The sequence below is a fragment of the Acinetobacter sp. FDAARGOS_559 genome, from assembly GCF_003940475.1.
Classification (GTDB): Bacteria; Pseudomonadota; Gammaproteobacteria; order Pseudomonadales; family Moraxellaceae; genus Acinetobacter; species Acinetobacter baumannii.
Genome location: NZ_RKJG01000005.1, coordinates 737,974 through 753,407, shown reverse-complemented (window position 1 = coordinate 753,407; position 15,434 = coordinate 737,974). Strand labels below are relative to the sequence as shown.

Sequence of the window (15,434 nt, the reverse complement as noted above, 5' to 3'; positions counted from 1 at the left end):
CTAAAGTCTTTGTTTTGACTTTAGGTTTTTATAAGAGGTTAAAAGTTAAGATTAAACAGGGCACGGCAAGGTCTCATCATTTTGTCCAAGTTTTTTGGCATTGATCAGTGCCTGCACTTTTTTACTTGGTAATTTCACTTTACCTAAGGCGTCATACGTATTAACGATAGTGGTTACCTCCTGAGCAGTCATTGAAATACCTTCGGCAGACAAGAACACGGCAATCACATGATGGTCGAGTCCTGCTGCATCTAGATCATGAATCGCTTTAATGTTTTCTATTCGATGTAAATAAGCTTTTAATTCCATAGTGAGTTCCTCTTGTTCTGATTGAAATACTTATACTGGTATATTGGTTAAGGCAAGAACCATGCCCAAAATGTAAGCAGCTCCTCAAAAATGTTAAAAGCGAAAGGAGTTTTATTTTTATTGTATAGATTGATTATATAAGCAGCGATTATCGTAATTTTGGTCTAATCTGTGCTAATAAAAGACGATTCTAATTTGAAATGTATAAATGAAGTCCCATTAATTTTATAAAGGTAAACAAACACAGTATGTATGAATGTGTATGATCAAGTTCATAAAATTCGTACTACGGTTTCCGAAAAGTATATAAGGAATAAAGATGAATATTGCGGCGCAGCCTCCAGTTCAGGCAGATCAAACAGTTTATTTAAAAGATTATCAAAAACCTGCGTTCTTGGTTGAATCAATTAATCTTGATATTCAAGTCTATGACGATAAAACAATTGTTGATTCAACTTTAGTCATGAAGCGTCAAACTGCTGGAGACTTGGTGCTACTGGGCCGTGATCTTGAGTTGCAATCTATTCAGCTCAATGGCCAAGATCTTACTCCTGCACAATATTCACTCGATAGTGAACAACTGGTGATCACTGATGCACCAGATGAAGTCATTTTACAAACTCAAGTGATTATTCACCCTGAAACCAACACTCAGCTTGAAGGTTTATATAAAGCTGGCGACTTATTTGTAACGCAAAATGAGCCTGAAGGTTTCCGTAAAATTACGTTCTATCCAGACCGTCCAGACGTACTTTCAGTTTTTACTACACGTGTAGAAGCAGACAAAAAATATCCGGTTTTACTTGCGAATGGTAACTTGCTTGAAACAGGTGAAGTTGGTGAAAACCGTCACTTTGCGATCTGGCAAGACCCGACTAAAAAGCCAAGCTATTTGTTTGCTTGTGTGATTGGTGATTTAGCTGTATTGAAAGACCGCTATACCACTTCTGAAGGACGTGATGTTGCTTTAGAAATCTATGCCATTGAGAAAGACATTCCAAAATGCCATATCGCAATGGAAGCTTTAAAACATTCTATGCGTTGGGATGAAGAGCACTATGGCCGTGCCTATGATCTCGACAACTATATGATTGTGGCGGTGAGCCAGTTCAACATGGGTGCCATGGAAAATAAAGGTTTAAATATCTTTAACACCTCATGCGTACTTGCCGATGAAGAATACACAACTGACGCAGCGATTATGCGTGTACAGTCTGTAATTGCCCATGAATATTTCCATAACTGGACAGGGAACCGTATTACTTGTCGTGACTGGTTCCAGTTGTGCTTAAAAGAGGGTCTAACTGTATTCCGTGATCAATCTTTCTCGGAAGATTTACAATCTGCTGCGGTTCAACGTATTGACGATGTCGCTGTTCTTAAATCGCATCAATTCCCAGAAGATGCAGGTCCATTGTCGCACCCACCACGCCCTGACCACTTTGTCGAAATTAATAACTTCTATACAGCGACTGTTTATGAAAAAGGTGCGGAAATTAACCGCATGATGTCGACATTACTGGGTAAAGAAAAATTCCGTCAGGGAACGGATGAATATTTCCGTCGTCATGATGGACAAGCCGTAACTGTTGAAGACTGGGTTGCTGCACTCTCTGCAGGTTCAGGTGTTGATTTATCTGCATTCTTAACTTGGTATAACCAACCAGGTACACCAAAGCTTGAAGCGAAAGGTGAATATGATGCAGCAGCGCAAACTTATCGTCTAAGCTTTAAACAAAGCCTAAAAGCACATCCAAAATATCCAAATTTAAAAGCTGTCCCAATTCCTGTAGCGTTGGCATTATTTAATGCGAAAACAGGTGAACAATATACGCTCCAAAACGAAAGCCTATTTGTAAATGGTGTTAAAGATGGTGTGTACTTATTTGATCAAGATGAAGCAACTATTGAGTTTACAGGGGTAACTGAGCAACCTGTTGTTTCGCTACTACGTAATTTCTCTGCACCTGTAAATCTGGTATTTGATTACAGTGATGAAGAATTAGCATTCTTAATTCAACATGAAACAAATGGTTTTAACCAATGGCAAGCAACACAAACCTTGCTTGAACGTATTTTGTTAGAAGATCACTCTGCGGATACCTATATTCAAGCTATTCAAAGTACATTGCCTGAATTAGTTGGTCGTGATCCACTTTTAGCATCGCGTTTGTTTGATGTACCAACTGAAGGTTATTTGGGTAGCCGTATTGATCAAAACTATGCACCAGCCGATATTCATGTAAAACGTGAAGCCTTACTCAATCGTTTGGCTCAAGAGCTGGGTTCGTTCTGGAAAGATACGTACCTTACACTGGACCCTGACTTGCAAAAAGAATTTTCTTTAGCGATGGGTGTACGTGCATTAAAGAACATTATGCTCATGATGATGGCGCGTCAGGGTGATCAAAGTGCATTTGAATTAGCTTATGAGCAATATCAAAGCACGGGGAATATGTCTGAACGTTTAGGTGCGCTGCGTGTACTAGTGTGGCAAAGTGCGCCTCAAGCACAAGAAGCCCTAGCTGATTTCTATAACCGCTTTAAAGACGAAGCATTGTCTTTAGACCAATGGTTTATGATTCAGGCAGCAAACCCAAATGCCACAGTTGAGACAATTGAATATCTAACTCAGCATCCTGATTATGACTTAACCACACCAAACCGTATTCGCGCCGTGAGTGGTGGTTTGTCAAATAACCCAGAAAATACGTGGGGCTTTGGTGTATCTCACTTTATTAATCTTGCAGAATATCTGGACGAGAAAAACCCGATTTTAGGTTCACGCTTATTACAGGTGTTATCTCGCTGGTATACGCTTGCCGAACCTCAGCGCACTCAAGTGCAACAGGCTTTACAAGCGTTGCAGCCTAAAGTGAAATCTAAAAACGTTTCTGAAACTTTAAATAGTATGCTGAGCGTTTAATTAGATTTTCTGAATTATTCATGTTTTCAAAGCGCTATTTCTTTAAAAGGGGTAGCGCTTTTTTATATTTTGAAACTTGGTCGTCATCAAAAACAGTTTGACTTAAAAAGATATACTGTATATTTAATAATTAGTTCCAAAAAGGAACTGAGTGGCAAAACAGGCAATTAAAAATAAAGGTGAATAAATGTCGGATATTATTTTGCATCAATGGGAAATTTCTCCATTTTGCCAAAAAATTGCAAGGGTTTTGAAATTTAAGGGAATCCCATACGAAACGATTAATTACAACGGCATTCTTGGAGCGAAAGTTCCTTTGCTCAGTAAAGTGGGCAAAGTACCTGTTATTGACCATAAAGGGCAACGTATACAAGACAGTACCCGTATCGCTCGCTACCTAGACGAAACCTTTCCGGATACACCTCGACTTTATCCCGAAGACACAAATCAAAAAGCACTTGCAGAACTTTGGGAAGACTGGGCAGATGAATCACTCTATTTTTATGAAGTATATTTAAGGGTAAATGATTCGGAAGCTTTAGAAGAAGCAATTCGTATTAGCAGTATTGGCCGTCCTGCATATGAAAAACCTATGGTGAAGGGTTTTATTTTAGCTGAACTCAAAACACAGCTTTTCTTTCAAGGCTTGGGCAGAATGAAGGCTGAAAATGTTGAAGAAGAATTTATACGACACCTCGACCGTGTTGAGCAGGTTTTATCACAAAGTGAATGGTTAGTAGGTGAGAATCAAACGATTGCAGACATAGCTGTAGTTGCTCAACTTGGTGAAGTCATTCGTACAAGTAAGAAGTTTGGTAAGGAAATCTTGGATCGTCCATTTATGGCATCATGGTATAAAAAACAAACAGGTTGAGACGACTATGGCATCAGCAACACCAGATAAAATACGAGATTGTGCAGTTGTTATTGGCGTTGGGGCATCACAGGGCATTGGTGCTGCTGTCTGTCATCGCTTTGCAAAAGAGGGCTTAAAAGTTTACGTTGCTGGATGTACTTTCCAAAAAATTGAGGCAGTAGCTGCCGAAATCCATGCCAATGCAGGTGAAGCTGTGGCATTTCGTCTAGATGCAGAAGATATCAATCAAGTACAGGCATTGTTTGACACCATCATAAGTCAGAATGAACGCATTACTGCAGTTATTCATAATGTTGGGGGAAATATTCCCTCAATTTTTTTACGCAGTCCGTTATCATTTTTTACTCAAATGTGGCAATCCACTTTTTTATCAGCCTATTTAGTTTCTCAAAGCTGTTTAAAAATATTTAAAGAACAAAACCACGGTACGCTTATTTTTACCGGAGCCAGTGCTTCATTGCGTGGAAAGCCTTTTTTCGCAGCTTTCACTATGGGGAAATCTGCCTTGCGGACTTATGCGTTAAATTTAGCTCAAATTTATAAAACTCAAGGCATTCATATTGCTCATGTCATTATTGATGGAATGGTGGATGGCGACAGAATTAATAAAGCTTTATTTGGTCTAGGACGTTTCATTCGTCTCACACGGGGGACAGGTGGACTCAATATTAATGCCATAGCCGACAACTATTGGATGCTCTACCAGCAAAGCCCTGAGCTTTGGACACGCGAGCTAGATTTACGCCCATACCAAGAAAAATTTTGAGAGACTCATATGCTAAAAACAATATTTCAGAAGTTTCAAAAAAAGCAGGGCTGTGTAGTTATTGCAGGTCATGATATAGAACTACTTGACCAGAACTTTGTAATTTTAGACAAAAATGAGCAATCTCCATTGCATGTCTATCAAGCTGTGCATGATTCTAGCGTTCAGAATATACAAGTAAACCGTGTAAATGATGGCATAACGAGTGTCCGTTTAAACTTGGTGAATACTGAGCATTTAAAAAGCTTACTAAAATATATTGCCAGTCATAGTCATAACATTGAGTTATGCGTGTTTCAGCCAAATTTTTCATCTGCGCCAAATATTGAAGCTTTATCTTTAGAAGAAATTGAGCACAGTTGGCAAACAACGGGTTTAAGCGCAGTGAGCGTGTCACAAGCAGTGATTAAACCAATGCTAAAGCAGCAGCGGGGTACTGTTATTTTTCTTGGAGCGCCATCTAATAACTCGGCTCACTACGATGTGTTAAGCCAAAGCATGTTTGCGAGTATTCGAGCGTTATCACAGTCATTGGCAAGAGAGTTTCAACCCAAAGGTATACATGTGACATATTGCATGGTGGAAAAATGGGATGGGCAAAACCAGCACTTTATTTCATCTGTTAAACAAGTCTGTCAGTACATCTATCAACAACCTAACACTGCATGGAGTCAAGAGCTTAGCGTGTCTTGAGATTTTACTTTCGAGTGTTCTTAAAATAGAGTACTTCTTTGGAATGACAACAGAACAATAATTTTGAAGGTACTTAAATGTTAAATATTAAGAATATTCAACAAACGGTTAAAGTAGCGACTACAGTGGCAGCTTTGATGTGCTTTTCTTCACTGGCACAAGCATATCAATATGAGCAAACCGCGCGTTTAATTAACGAACGCTTATCTTATATGAAAGATGTCGCAGGTTATAAGGCAGAGCAGCATTTACCGATTGAAGATTTAACACAAGAAAAGAAAGTACTCGATCAATCGCTTTCTGAAGCCGAATCTTTTGGGCTTAACAGCGAAACAGTAAAGCCATTTATAGTGGTGCAAATGGATGTGGCTAAAGCAATCCAGTACCGTTATCGCGCCGACTGGTTGTCGAGTCCGGAAACCAACTGGAAGCCTCAAGACTTAAGCGAAGTACGCGTAAAAATTAGCGCTTTAAACACAGAGCTGCTAAAAAATATCGCCTATGAACTTAAGAAAAATAATAACAAAGCGCCTCATGGCTGTAGCTATATGTGGCCTGTTCAGCATCCTCAACTTAAAGAAGCTGACAAGAGAGCTTTATGTGTAACATTGAATAAAATCAAATTAAAACAATGAACCACTCAACCGTCCCTATAAGTAAATTATTCAATCAACATTAAATCGGCAGTATTGGCAGATTTAAGTGGTCGTAAAGCAAAGGTTGAACGCGTGTGGCGGATTCCTTTAATCGAGTAGAGCTTTTTACGTAAAAAACGCTCGTAATGCTCGGCATCTTTTACGGCCACTTTCACCAAATAATCATAGTCGCCCGTAACTAAATGCGCCTCGACCACTTCTGGAATGTCTGCCAAAGCCTCGCTAAAGTTTTCTAGCATTTCATCGTCGTGGCGTTCTAGGGTAATTTCAATAAAAAACAACTCATGAATGCCAATCGCTTTGGGGTTTACGTTTACGGTATAGCCTTCAATAATTTTTAGACTTTCTAAACGTTTGAGTCGAGTCCAGCAAGGCGAAGATGAAAGCCCGACTTCTTCGGCGAGCTGTGCAACCGTTAAACGGCCATTTCTACGTAGGGCAGATAATATTTTCCGATCTATGCGATCTAGTGTGTATTCTGTGCTGTTCAAAATATAAACCAAAGAAGATTCTTCTGTTAATTTTAAATATACGTGATTTTTATGCTGATATCATTTAAAAAAACTGAAAATTCAGTAAACATTTTGAGCGACACAGCCATACACTATTTCTATGCATCGGACTCTACTGGATAGGAGTTGTGATGAAGCAAAGAGCACTGTTTCAGTAAGGGTGACTAAACAGTGCTCTTTGCGGATCTTACCCAAAAATCAAATATTAGGAATTTTTGATTCATACATTAGAATCATCAAATACTGGTTAAATAATAAATATATTCTTATTGGTCATAGCGCTCATCTTTCCAAGAATCTTATTAAATATCCTAACTAAATAGCTAAATATTATTATTGAAAGTCAAAAAAAAGGCATACTTTAATCCCTAACCAAAGTACTAATTTAACAATTAAATAGGGAAGTAAAATAAATAATATATACTTGTTAAAACTTAATCACCTAATTTTAATAAGGTGATTAAATATTCGAAAGAGAAGAAGGTTATCCTGTTTTCTTTATTATTAATAGACACTTAGAGATAATTATTATTTAATACGCCCGCAATATTATGACTAATACTTTTAATAACTTCGTCGGGGAAATAATGCGTAATTTTTTAGTAACGATTTTCACTTTATTAGTAGGAACTTCAATTTATGCGAGTCAAGAATCTAGAAATCTTCTAGAGCAAACACAATGCGAAAAAGCAGTAGAGCTCCATGGTTTTTTAAGCCGAGCTCAACTTGACTGTAACTATCACTATTATTCAGAAGAGTTAAAAGAGGCTGCCGCAAAATGTACTAAACATGATCTCGGCGAAAAATATGGTAGAGAGGTTATGAAATTTGGGATGAAGGAATTTGAAGAGCGGAAGAAAGAGGATACACAAGGCCACTTTTGTCATAAGGTTTTAAAAGAATTTCCAAAATATATTAAACAATAAAAAATAAGGTTTTAAAAACCTCTTCTAGCAAGCCGATAAGATGGATTTAATTATTCATTTTATCGGTCTATAAATTTACTAGTTAAATTAGAGAATAATTCTTAAAAAATTAGCTAATATAAAACTTTACCTTGTTTTAGATCTAACAATAATCATTTTTTAGTTTGAATCCCTTATTGTAACCATAAAAATAACATTTCCTTCCTTGGATTAGCCGTTCGTTATGTATTATGGAGGAAAAATAAGCATCAGTCGGCATTCAAAGTCTTAATTAATATAACGGAGTACATTTTAAGTTTACTTATATTTTTAAATTTCAAAAATAAAAGATTCTAGAATGGATGACTAAATCTTAAGTAAAGTTATTTTATAGCCAAAGGAGTTCGCTATGCGTACTAATTCTTCTCATTTATTGGTTTTTGCCAAAGTCTTTTTGTCTATACCACTTAAACAGTCTATAAAGCGGTTGAATCGACTCTAGGTTTTTAAACCTAAACATCGTTACGACTCAAAAATCATAGCAACAATAAACCCGAGATAGGCGAGCACATCTTTATTGTGCGGCTTTTGCATGTCTGTTTTTAGCGCTCAATTTAAGAGTGACGGCATTTCTATCTCTTTTATATACAACAAAAAATTATTTTAAGCGGTATAACTATGTCAAATTTAGAAACATCTTCCAAAAAACTAAACATTATTCATACAGCTATCCGTTTATTTACAACTCGTGGTTTTCATACAACGGGTGTAAACCTTATAGTTAAAGAATCTAAAATTCCAAAAGCTACGCTTTACAACTACTTTTACTCAAAAGAACGCTTGATTGAAATGTGTATCGCCTTTCAAACAAGCCTGCTTAAAGAAGAAGTGCTATCCATTATTTATTCAAACCGTTATTACAACACAACCGATAAACTCAAAGAAATTATTATTTTACACGTCAATTTTAATAGCCTGTACCACTTACTACTTAAAGCTTTCTTTGAAACTAAAGGAGTTTATCCTCAAGCTTACCGTATGGCGATAGAATATAGAAAATGGTTGCTTCGAGAAATTTTTGATCTAATTTTTAGTTTAGAAACCCGTGCATTAAAACCCGATGCTGACATGGTTTTAAACCTAATAGATGGTTTGATGTCCCAATTTTTAAGTTCAAATAGTTTGGACGAACGAGATATGGTTGTAGAGATGTTTTTTAGACCTACCTCTTTAAGATTAAAGAACCTTTAGATTATAGGATATTTGATTGATGTGGCTACTTTTGAGTTTGTTGATCAAGAACATCATACGATGAGTTAGAAACATCTCCATAATTTGTTATAGGAGCAACAATTGTGAATAAGTAAAAATAGAGCAAAATATTATCTCTTAACAATCATTCATTGTGATTTAGAACAAATCTTTAATTAATACCATAAATATGTTCAATGTGTACATTTTTATGGTATTTTAAGACAAGATTCACGTTGTTCAGGCATAATGTGATATCTATTGCATGTATTATGCACAGCTCAATGCAAAATGCTTTGAGCTTTTTTATTTTATAGTTTTGTAGGGCTTAATTTATTAATATTTATAGGTCTAATATTTCTATTACCTCAAGTTTATAAATAATTTTATTACATTGATTTTAAGTAATTTTTTAGTGTTTTTTGAGAATTTTTTTGCAATTGATTTAACTAGTGGAACCTTTTAATCACTAAACAGATCTAAAGCTAATTTTTTAAAAAAAATATTAAATTTATTTTATTGTACAGTTGTGCCTTTTATGGGGCCGATATCTTTCAAGTTTAGTAAAAAAACATAGTAACCTTTTGTAATAATTAAAAATTATAAATTTATCAAATCCTGAAATGTAAATAGAAGAAATTTTACGACACGAATAATATTTTTATTAAATATTATGTGCATATTGCACATATTTAAATGTGATGATAATTTGATCACACTAATAGAAAAATTGTTGCTGCAGTTATAACTGTCGCATCTCTAGCAGTTAGCTTGAGCACAAAAATATTTCCAATCAACGTATGCTAAAAAGGAAATTAAAATGAATAAGATATATCGGTTAATTTGGAATGATGTTCTAGGTATTTGGGTTACTGCTTCAGAACTCTCTAAGGCCAGAGGGAAGCGTAGTTCAGGTAATAATATTAAAAATAAAAATATTGGTAATTCATCTAGTAAAGTTAAATATAATCAATATATTAACATTTGGGTGGGTGGTATCTTTTTAAGTGCTTTAATATCAACTGGTGTGTTTGCAGCAGGTAGCGCAGATATAGGAACACCAATAGTAACTGCGGCTATTGGACCGAGCAATAATTGTGTGAGTCAAGCGGCAACCAATCTTACTAGTGTCGTTCCATGGACATGTCTTGGCCAAACAGCAACTGGCGGTTTTACTCTCATTAACGGCGTGCAAGCCAACGCACAAAATGTAGGTCAGGCTAATTTAGATGCAAGAGCTTCTGGACAAGAAGCAATTGCAATTGGTTTTATTGATACAACTGCTTCGGGTACTAATAGTGTGGCAATTGGAGAAACTGCTAATGCGTTAGGTAAAAACTCAGTTGCTATTGGTAAAAATATTATCGCAGATAACTCTAATATAAATGAAGACCTATCTAATAATGTAGCGATTGGATCTAACAGTATAGCTAGTACAAAAGGTAGTCAATATACTGTAGGTTCTGGAGGTGCTGTAGCTATTGGTTATGGTGAGCATGCTAATGGTGTCGGGGCTGTAGCGATAGGTTCATCAAATACAGCTGAAGGTGATGGGGCAGTTGCAGTAGGTCGAATAAATAATGCAATTGGAGATGGAACTATTGCGCTAGGAGACAGTAGTATTGCAAATGGAGATCGGGCAGTCGCAGTAGGTTCTGTTGCCCATGCTATTGGGACTGCTGCTGTGGCTGTTGGTGATAGCTCTACGGCAGATGGATGGAGTGCAATCAGTATTGGTCGTGTTGCAAATGCCGATGCCGATTTCTCAATAGCTATGGGTGATTTTGCTCAAGCATTATCTTATAGTGCGTTAGCTTTGGGGCGTAACAGTTATATTGATGCTAATTCTAATGAATCAATTGCTCAAGGTTATGGAAGTTCAGTGACAACTGCACGAAATGCTGTAGCAATTGGAAGTGATGCAACCGTAAGTAATCGTAATAGTGGTATTGCTATTGGTGATAATGCACAAGTAATTGTGGGAAGTCACATTAATGATGTGAATGGCCTACCTGGTTCTATAGCAATAGGTCTAAATGCTCGTTCAGTAGGTGGTAGCGAAGTTATTATTGGATCTTATGCCGCTCAGAATGCGCAACGCTATGATGACGGTGCTAAAAATACCTATGGTTCAGATAGTGTTATGTTAGGCAATCAAGCTGGGCGTAATTCTCAATATCTATATGCGACATTTATTGGTGATCAAGCAGGTCAAAATAGCATTGGTCAACACAATAGTTATGTAGGGCAAAATGCAGCAAGATACCGAACTGGGAGCTATAATACCGCTCTAGGTAGTAATGCATTAACAGGAATTAGTAATACTACAAACTCTACTGGTAATTCTAATACGGCTATCGGTACGGCTTCAGGTGTCTCTCTAGAAGGAGATGGCAATACATTGACAGGTGTATATACAGGTCAACGCATTATTGGAAATAATAATTCGGCATTCGGAAATAATGCTGGTGCAAATATAAAAGGAAATGAGAATATTGCTATAGGGTACCTTTCTGGGGTTTCTTCTCAAGGCAACAACAATGTTCTTTTAGGCTCAAATTCTAATATAGGTGTAAATACTAATAATGTTGTAAGTATTGGAACGAATACTCGAGCTACTAAAGAGAATTCAATTGCTTTAGGTGCAAATGCAAATACTGTTACTGATGCAACACTAGAGTCAGAGGCAAATTTAAATGGTTTGACCTATGGTAATTTTGCGGGACAAGTTACAAATACAGGGATGCAATTGTCAGTTGGTTCAGCGGGAGCAGAACGTCAAATTAAAAATGTAGGATCTGGTTCTATTTCCGAGACTAGTACAGATGCTATCAATGGTAGTCAGTTATATGCAACGAATAATATATTAGGTAATGTTGCTAATAGCACAATAGATATTTTAGGAGGTGATGCTAGTTTAAATAGTAATGGCACACTTTCAATGAGTAACATTGGTGGTACTGGACAAAATACAATTGATTCAGCAATAGCAGCATCAAGAACGAAGGTTGCAGCGGGCACCAATGTTGCCGATGTAGTTAAAACTACAGGCAGCAATGGACAGGATATTTATACGGTAAATGCCAAAGGTAGCACTGCGTCAGCAGGATCAAGTGCAGTTACGGTAACGGCAGGTACAGCTGATGCCAACAATGTTACGGACTATGCAGTTGATTTGAGTCAAAGTACCAAAGACAGTCTGGTTAAGGCGGATACAGCCTTGCAAAGTGTGGTGACACAGATTGACGGAGTTGATGTTAAGACAGTCAATAAAGATGACAACAAGGTTAACTTTGTGACAGGAGACAATGTTGAGTTAACAGCGAATGCGGATGGCAGTATCACGGTGGGTACGGCAGCAGATGTGACATTCAATACAGTGAACACGACGAACCTGACTGCGACAGGAGAAACCAAGCTAGGCGATAGCTTCACGGTGAATAATGGAGGCAGTTACTATACAGGTCCAATTACCGAAGGCAATCACATTACCAATAAAACCTATGTAGACCAGGCAACAGCAGCATCAAGAACGGAGGTTGCAGCGGGAACGAATGTTGCCGATGTAGTTAAAACTACAGGTAGCAATGGACAGAATATTTATACGGTAAATGCCAAAGGTAGCACTGCGTCAGCAGGATCAAGTGCAATTACGGTAACGGCAGGTAGTCCTGATGCCAACAATGTTACGGACTATGCAGTTGATTTGAGTCAAAGTACCAAAGACAGTCTGGTTAAGGCGGATACAGCCTTGCAAAGTGTGGTGACGCAGATTGACGGAGTTGATGTTAAGACAGTCAATAAAGATGACAACAAGGTTAACTTTGTGACAGGAGACAATGTTGAGTTAACAGCGAATGCGGATGGCAGTATCACGGTGGGTACGGCAGCAGATGTGACATTCAATACAGTGAACACGACGAACCTGACTGCGACAGGAGAAACCAAGCTAGGCGATAGCTTCACGGTGAATAATGGAGGCAGCTACTACACAGGCCCAATTACCGAAGGAAACCATATTACCAATAAAACCTATGTAGACCAGGCAACAGCAGCATCAAGAACGGAGGTTGAACAAGGGAAAAATATTACTGTTACTTCAAGCACTGGTGTGGATGGGCAAAATATATACACTGTTGCTACAGCAGATGAGGTTGATTTTAATAAGGTCACAGTTGGCGATACCACAATTACAACAGACGGTATTGTTATCGCTAATGGCCCAAGCATAACAAAAGATGGTATTAGTGCAGGTGATAAAAAAGTAACTGATGTTGCAGATGGTCTTATTAGTGCAGATTCTAAAGATGCCATCAATGGTAGTCAGCTTTTTGGCTTAGGTAATAACTTGACTCAACTGTTTGGTGGTAATGCTCTTTATACTAATAATCAGATTACTTGGAGCAATATTGGTGGCACTGGGCAAAACACCATCGATGATGCAATTAAACATGTAAATGATCAGGCTGCAAATGCAAACCAAGGTTGGAATGTAAGTACTGATTCAGGTTCGAATGCGACAAGCACAGTAAAACCAGGTCAAACTGTAAATATTAATGGTGACTCTGATAATGGTGTACTAGTAACGAATTCTGGTAATGACATTAAAGTGGGCTTAGCTGATCAAATTAAAATTGGCGCAGGAGATAATGCAGTATCAATTGATGGTAATTCTGGAACAATTCAAGCTGGAGATGTTTTGATTGATGGATCAAAAGGCAATATCTCTGCTGGAAAAGTTACTGTTAATGGTGAGGCTGGTACAGTTAATGGATTAACAAATACGACTTGGAATCCTAACAATATTTTTTCAGGACAAGCTGCTACTGAAGATCAACTACAACAGGTTGCTCAAAATGCAACTGCGGCTGCGACAGCTGCTAAAACAACAGTATCGGCTGGTGAGAATATTACGGTTTCAAGTAGTAAAAATGCCGATGGTAGTACGAACTATCAAGTGGCAACCAGTAAAGATGTGAAGTTTGATACAGTTACTTCTGGTTCGATTACTACAGATAAAGTTTCTGTAGGAAATATCACAATTGATCAAACAGGTATAAATGCTGGTGCAAGTAAAGTTACAAATGTAGCGGACGGCACAATTAACTCTACATCGAAAGATGCGATTAATGGATCTCAGTTACATGCGAGCAACACCAATATTTATAACTACTTAGGTGGTGGTGCCAATTATGAAACCAATACAGGCCCTACTTATAATGTGGGTGGAGGCTCTTACAATAATGTTGGAGATGCACTGAATTCCTTAGATCAACAAGTCACTAATGTAAGTAATCAATTAGAACAAGCATTCTATACAACGAATAAACGTATCGATGATTTAGAAGATCATGCCAATGGAGGTATTGCTCAAGCAATGGCAACCGCGGGATTACCACAAGCTTACATTCCAGGTAAAAGTATGATGGCAATCAGCGGTGGTACGTACCGAGGTGAATCTGGTTATGCAATAGGTATGTCATCGATTTCAGATAATGGAAAATGGGTCTTTAAAATGTCTGGAAGTGGTAATTCCCGTGGTGATTTTGGAGGAACTGTAGGTGCCGGTATCCAATGGTAAGCCTTTAGTGATTATTAGGCACATTGAATATTTCAGTGTGTCTAATATAAAGACTACTTAAAATTAAATTATCGAATACAAAATTTATACGGGAATTCAGATATGAAAAATTTATTTATCATGTGTTTAGCAGTGGGAATTTTTAGTGGGTGTTCAACTGGTACGTTAATTACAAAAGAGGGTATGACTGACAATCCTAAATGGCATAAAACTAATGATGTTATTTTTAATAAGGAGTTAGGAACATTTCCAAATTTACAAAGTTTAAGCCAAGTTCGTTCAGGTATGACAAAAGATCAGTTATATGAATTAATTGGACGACCACAATATGATGATGGGTGGAGACCAAGAGAATGGAATTATTTATTTCACTTTAATACACCTGGCAAAGGTGAAAATGGCATAATTACTTGCCAATATAAGGTTTTATTTGATCAAAATATGATTGCAAGCAGTTTTTATTGGAATCCGATTGATCCGGAAAATGCTGCTTGTCCTCCATCATTCAATCCACCAAAGAAAGAAGAGCCTAAACAGCAAGTATCAATCAAACGTTATACACTAGGCGCAGATGCATTATTTGCTTTTGATAAAAGTGATCTGAATCATATAAATCTAAAAGGAAGGGAGGATTTAGATCGTTTGGTTGCAGAACTTCATAAATTTAAAGAAATTAGAACAATTCGGATTTTGGGATATACAGATTACTTAGGACGGGAGGTTTATAACTTAACGTTATCTCAAAAAAGAGCAGAAACGATAAAACAATATTTTTTGAATAATCAAATCAACGCCCAAGTTCTTATTGCACAAGGTCTAGGCGAGCAGGATCCTGTAAAACACTGTGCAGATGGTCTTTCAAAAAATCTATTAGTGAAATGCCTAGAACCCAATAGGCGCGTAGTAATAGATGTTGATGGTATCATTGAGTAAAAAAATTCATATATTATTTCTATAA

General features: G+C 37.2%; 11 protein-coding genes. 9 read left to right on the top strand and 2 right to left on the bottom strand.

What is annotated here, in order from left to right; all coding sequences use genetic code 11:
* Positions 1 to 51: 51 nt before the first annotated feature.
* Positions 52 to 309 carry a hypothetical protein gene (locus EGS71_RS05125; RefSeq protein ID WP_000420540.1) on the bottom strand — a complete coding sequence of 86 codons (258 nt, stop codon included), beginning with the start codon at positions 307 to 309 and terminating at the stop codon, positions 52 to 54.
* Between the two features lie 319 nt (positions 310 to 628).
* Between EGS71_RS05125 and pepN the strand changes: the two genes are divergently transcribed.
* The 5 genes from pepN to EGS71_RS05100 all read left to right on the top strand — a co-directional run bounded on the left by pepN (position 629) and on the right by EGS71_RS05100 (position 6,206).
* A complete protein-coding gene (gene pepN, locus EGS71_RS05120; protein WP_001017222.1) occupies positions 629 to 3,235 on the top strand; it encodes an aminopeptidase N in 2,607 nt (868 codons plus the stop codon).
* 187 nt (positions 3,236 to 3,422) lie between these two features.
* Positions 3,423 to 4,109 (top strand): glutathione S-transferase family protein, encoded by a 687-nt coding sequence (locus EGS71_RS05115; protein WP_001279991.1) that lies wholly within the window; start codon positions 3,423 to 3,425, stop codon positions 4,107 to 4,109.
* A gap of 7 nt (positions 4,110 to 4,116) precedes the next feature.
* Positions 4,117 to 4,878, top strand: a complete 762-nt coding sequence (locus EGS71_RS05110; protein WP_000135420.1) for an SDR family NAD(P)-dependent oxidoreductase — start codon at positions 4,117 to 4,119, stop codon at positions 4,876 to 4,878.
* A 9-nt stretch (positions 4,879 to 4,887) separates the two neighbouring features.
* Entirely contained in the window at positions 4,888 to 5,571 is a 684-nt protein-coding gene (locus tag EGS71_RS05105; protein WP_000920700.1) for an SDR family NAD(P)-dependent oxidoreductase, read from the top strand.
* A gap of 77 nt (positions 5,572 to 5,648) precedes the next feature.
* Positions 5,649 to 6,206: a chorismate mutase gene (locus EGS71_RS05100; RefSeq protein WP_000932098.1), complete on the top strand. Its 558-nt coding sequence runs from the start codon at positions 5,649 to 5,651 to the stop codon at positions 6,204 to 6,206.
* A gap of 26 nt (positions 6,207 to 6,232) precedes the next feature.
* On the opposite strand, the gene EGS71_RS05095 is transcribed toward EGS71_RS05100, so the two are convergent.
* Entirely contained in the window at positions 6,233 to 6,718 is a 486-nt protein-coding gene (locus EGS71_RS05095; protein WP_001089197.1) for an Lrp/AsnC family transcriptional regulator, read from the bottom strand.
* Between the two features lie 608 nt (positions 6,719 to 7,326).
* On the opposite strand from EGS71_RS05095, the gene EGS71_RS05090 reads away from it, so the two are divergent.
* From EGS71_RS05090 to EGS71_RS05075, 4 genes are all read left to right on the top strand, one after another.
* A complete protein-coding gene (locus EGS71_RS05090) occupies positions 7,327 to 7,665 on the top strand; it encodes a hypothetical protein (protein WP_001243511.1) in 339 nt (112 codons plus the stop codon).
* Positions 7,666 to 8,322: 657 nt separating this feature from the next.
* The gene (locus tag EGS71_RS05085; RefSeq protein WP_000067195.1) at positions 8,323 to 8,895 is read left to right on the top strand and encodes a TetR/AcrR family transcriptional regulator; all 573 of its coding nucleotides are present in this window, start codon (positions 8,323 to 8,325) and stop codon (positions 8,893 to 8,895) included.
* A gap of 820 nt (positions 8,896 to 9,715) precedes the next feature.
* On the top strand, positions 9,716 to 14,476 hold the full coding sequence (locus EGS71_RS05080) for a YadA-like family protein (RefSeq protein WP_001034064.1): 4,761 nt from the start codon (positions 9,716 to 9,718) through the stop codon (positions 14,474 to 14,476).
* 102 nt (positions 14,477 to 14,578) lie between these two features.
* Positions 14,579 to 15,409: an OmpA family protein gene (locus EGS71_RS05075; RefSeq protein WP_000792806.1), complete on the top strand. Its 831-nt coding sequence runs from the start codon at positions 14,579 to 14,581 to the stop codon at positions 15,407 to 15,409.
* Positions 15,410 to 15,434 lie beyond the last annotated feature (25 nt).

Bases quoted from the DNA above. Each gene is read 5' to 3' on its own strand.
- EGS71_RS05125 (WP_000420540.1), bottom strand. From the start codon at position 309: ATGGAATTAAAAGCTTATTTACATCGAATAGAAAACATTAAAGCGATT.
- pepN (WP_001017222.1), top strand. From the start codon at position 629: ATGAATATTGCGGCGCAGCCTCCAGTTCAGGCAGATCAAACAGTTTAT.
- EGS71_RS05115 (WP_001279991.1), top strand. From the start codon at position 3,423: ATGTCGGATATTATTTTGCATCAATGGGAAATTTCTCCATTTTGCCAA.
- EGS71_RS05110 (WP_000135420.1), top strand. From the start codon at position 4,117: ATGGCATCAGCAACACCAGATAAAATACGAGATTGTGCAGTTGTTATT.
- EGS71_RS05105 (WP_000920700.1), top strand. From the start codon at position 4,888: ATGCTAAAAACAATATTTCAGAAGTTTCAAAAAAAGCAGGGCTGTGTA.
- EGS71_RS05100 (WP_000932098.1), top strand. From the start codon at position 5,649: ATGTTAAATATTAAGAATATTCAACAAACGGTTAAAGTAGCGACTACA.
- EGS71_RS05090 (WP_001243511.1), top strand. From the start codon at position 7,327: ATGCGTAATTTTTTAGTAACGATTTTCACTTTATTAGTAGGAACTTCA.
- EGS71_RS05085 (WP_000067195.1), top strand. From the start codon at position 8,323: ATGTCAAATTTAGAAACATCTTCCAAAAAACTAAACATTATTCATACA.
- EGS71_RS05080 (WP_001034064.1), top strand. From the start codon at position 9,716: ATGAATAAGATATATCGGTTAATTTGGAATGATGTTCTAGGTATTTGG.
- EGS71_RS05075 (WP_000792806.1), top strand. From the start codon at position 14,579: ATGAAAAATTTATTTATCATGTGTTTAGCAGTGGGAATTTTTAGTGGG.